A 397-nucleotide genomic window follows, 5' to 3' on the forward strand; every position below is an offset into this window, starting at 1 on the left:
GGATCGAGCCAGGCGCGCATCGCGAAGGTCTTGGCGCCGAGCAGTTCGGCCGTTTGCACGCCCTCCACCGCCTGCAGTTTCGGCTGCACCACGCGCAGCAGATAATCCGTGATCTGATTGCTGGCGATCACGTCGCTGCGGAATCCGATGTACATCGAATCGATGGTCTGCCCGACCTTGACGCTCAGCACCGGCTGCTGCGTTCCCGACGGCAGCTGATTGAGCACCGAGTTGACCTTGGTATTGATCTCGGTCAGAGCCTTGCCGGTGTCGTAGTTGAGCCGCAGATTGACGGTGATCGTGCTGGTCCCGGTCGTGCTGGTCGACGTCATGTAGTCGATGCCGTTCGCCTGCGCGACCGCGTTCTCCAGAGGCTGCGTGATGAAACCGGCGACGA

The 397-nt window shown here is 62.0% G+C and carries 1 protein-coding gene; it reads right to left on the reverse strand.

Features of this window, described 5'->3' with window-relative positions:
- Positions 1-397, reverse strand: a 397-nt coding sequence (locus tag DY467_RS25940; RefSeq protein WP_205502868.1) for an efflux RND transporter permease subunit, incomplete at both ends; no start/stop codon positions are given.

Origin of the sequence: Rhodopseudomonas sp. BR0G17 (assembly GCF_010907025.1) — a bacterium.
GTDB classification, from domain to species: Bacteria; Pseudomonadota; Alphaproteobacteria; order Rhizobiales; family Xanthobacteraceae; genus Rhodopseudomonas; species Rhodopseudomonas palustris_H.